The organism is Streptomyces sp. NPDC050448, from assembly GCF_040655295.1.
Classification (GTDB): domain Bacteria; phylum Actinomycetota; class Actinomycetes; order Streptomycetales; family Streptomycetaceae; genus Streptomyces.
In genome coordinates, this window is the sequence record NZ_JBFAJR010000113.1 from 1 (window position 1) to 2,778 (window position 2,778).

General features: G+C 77.5%; 1 protein-coding gene. It reads right to left on the reverse strand.

The features are described 5' to 3' along the window. A partial coding sequence (locus AB0I68_RS38905) for a type I polyketide synthase (protein ID WP_363182175.1) occupies window positions 1-2,721 on the reverse strand: 2,721 nt, incomplete at its 3' end. Between the last annotated feature and the right edge of the window lie 57 nt (window positions 2,722-2,778).

The following is a 2,778-nucleotide window of genomic DNA, read 5'->3' on the forward strand; positions in this document are numbered from 1 at the left end:
GGACTCCCCCACCGCGTCGGCGGTGGGGTAGGCGAGGACCGCGGCGGTCTGCTCGCGCACGACCTCCAGCAGCAGCCGCTCCTGTTCCTCCTCCGGCAGCCCGGCCAGCCCCGCGAGCCGTCGCGCGGCCGCGGACGCCGCCGCGTCGGCGGCACCGGCGGCCCGGCGCAGCCCGCCGCGGACCAGGCCCCGGAAGAGCGGCGGAAGGCCGCCCGCGTCCGCCTGGGCCTTCAGCGGCCCGGTGTCCAGCCGCATCGCGACGAAGACCCCGCTGCCGGGCTCCTGGACGGCGGCGTCCTGGCCGGCCGCGGCCACGGAGCAGGCCGTGTCGAACAGGGCCAGGCCCTCCGCGGAGGAGAGCGGGGCCAGTCCGGCCCGCGCCATCCGCTGGACGTCGGCGTCCGTGAGGTCGCCGGTCATCTCGCTGCGCTGCTCCCACAGACCCCAGGCCAGCGACACCGCGGGCAGGCCCGCCGCACGCCGCTGCTGGGCCAGGGCGTCGAGGAACGCGTTGGCCGCCGCGTAGTTGGCCTGCCCGGGGCTGCCGAGTGTGCCGGCCGCGGAGGAGAACAGCACGAACGCCGACAGGTCCGCCTCCCGGGTCAGCTCGTGCAGGTGCAGGGCCGCGTCGACCTTCGGCCGCAGCACCGCGTCGATCCGATCGGGGGTCAGCGACGGCACGAGCCCGTCGTCGAGGTGGCCCGCGGTGTGGACGACCGCGGTCAGCGGGTGCGCCTGCGGGATCCGCGCCAGCAGTGCGGCCAGGGCCTCCCGGTCGGCGGCGTCGCAGGCGACGACCTCCGCCTCGGCGCCCAGCGCGGCGAGGTCCGCGACCAGCTCCGCGGCGCCGGCGGCGCCGGGTCCGCGGCGGCTGGTCAGCAGCAGGTGCCGCACACCGCGCTCGGTCGCCAGGTGCCGGGCCAGGAGGCTGCCCAGGACACCTGTGCCGCCGGTGATGAGGACGGTGCCCTCCGGGTCGAGCCCGGCGGCCGGTACGAGAGCCTCGGACGGGGTGCCGTCCGCGGCGTCGGCGCCGGTCTCCTGCGGCTCCGGGCGGGCCGCGGGAACCCGCGCCAGCCGGGCCGCGTGCAGGGATCCGGCACGGAGCGCGAGCTGGGGCTCCCCGCTCGCCGCGGCGGCCGCGAGCAGCTCGCCGAGGGCGGGACCGTCCGCGGTGACCTCCTCGACGCCGGCGGTGGCGCCGGGGTCGAGGTCGAGGACGACGAACCGGCCGGGGTTCTCCGACTGGGCGGAGCGCAGCAGGCCCCACACGGTCGCGTGCGCCGGGTCCGGGACGCCGTCGCCGGGCCGTACCTCGACCGCGCCCCGGGTGACGACCGCCAGGCGGGCCCCGGAGAGGTGCTCCTCGGCCAGCCAGGTCTGCACCAGCTCCAGCACGCCGTGGGCGGCGCTTCGGGCGGCGCCCGCGGTGCCGCCGCCCGTACCGGGCCCGGCCGGGTCGGCGTACGACACCAGGACCGTGTCCGGCAGCGGCTTCCCGGCGAGCACCACGCCCGTGAGGACGTCCAGGTCGGTGTACGCGTCGACGGTGGCACCCGCCGCGGCCAGCGCGTCTTCGAGGCCGAGCGGGTCTGTGCCGATCACGGCCCACCGGCCGCCGGTGGCGGCCTGGTTGCCGCCGACCGCGGGCCACTCCAGCCGGAACAGCGACTCGTGGAAGGCGGGCGCGGACGCGCTCAGCCGTGCCGGGTCGAGCTCCCGCAGCAGCAGCGACTCCACCGACACGACCGGCTCGCCGCTCTCGTCGAACGCCGCGAGGGACACCGCGCCGGACCCCGCCGGGGTGAGGCGCACCCGCAGGGCGCCCGGGCCGACGGCGTGCAGGCCCACCCCCGTGAAGGAGAACGGCAGCCGCATCCGGCCGCTGCCGTCCTCGGCTGCGTCGCCGCCGAGGAAGGAGCCGAGCGCGAGGCCGTGCAGGCCCGCGTCCAGCAGCGCCGGGTGCACGCCGAAGTCGGCGGCGTCGGCCCCGGGGCCCTCGGACAGGGCGAGTTCGGCGAAGAGTTCGTCGCCGAGGCGCCAGGCCGCCCGCAGGTTGCGGAAGACCGGGCCGTACGCGTACCCGCCGGCCGCGAACAGTTCGTACAGGTCGGACACGTCGAGCGGTTCGGCCCCGGCGGGCGGCCAGAACTCCGGGCCGGGCGCGGCCTGCGGCGCGGTCACCGCGTCGGGTGCGCCGAGGACACCACTGGCGTGGCGCGTCCACGGCAGGTCCTGCCCGAGGCCGAGGGCGTCCCCGGCGGGGGCCTCCGAACGCGAGTGGAAGTGGATCACGCGCCGCCCCGTTTCGTCGGGCCCGGCCACGGAGAGCCGGAGCTGGAGGGCGCCCTTCTCGGGCAGCACCAGCGGGGCCTCCAGGTTCAGTTCCTCGACGAAGGCGGTACCGACCCGTCGGCCTGCGTGCAGGGCGAGCTCGACGAAGGCGGTGCCGGGCAGGAGCACGGTACCCGCGGCCCGGTGGTCGGCCAGCCAGGGGTGGCTCTGGAGGGACAGGCGCCCGGTGAACAGGAACCCGTCGGAGTCGGGCAGCTCGACGGCGGCACCGAGCAGCGGGTGCTCGGCGGAACCGAGCCCGGCGGAGGCGACGTCGCCGACCCGGGACACGGGTACGTCGATCCAGTAGCGGTCTCGCTGGAAGGCGTAGGTGGGCAGGTCGACCCGGCGGGCACCGGTCCCCGCGAAGACCGCCTCCCAGTCCACGGCCACACCCCGGACATACGCCTCACCGACCGACAGCCAAAACCGCTCCAGACCACC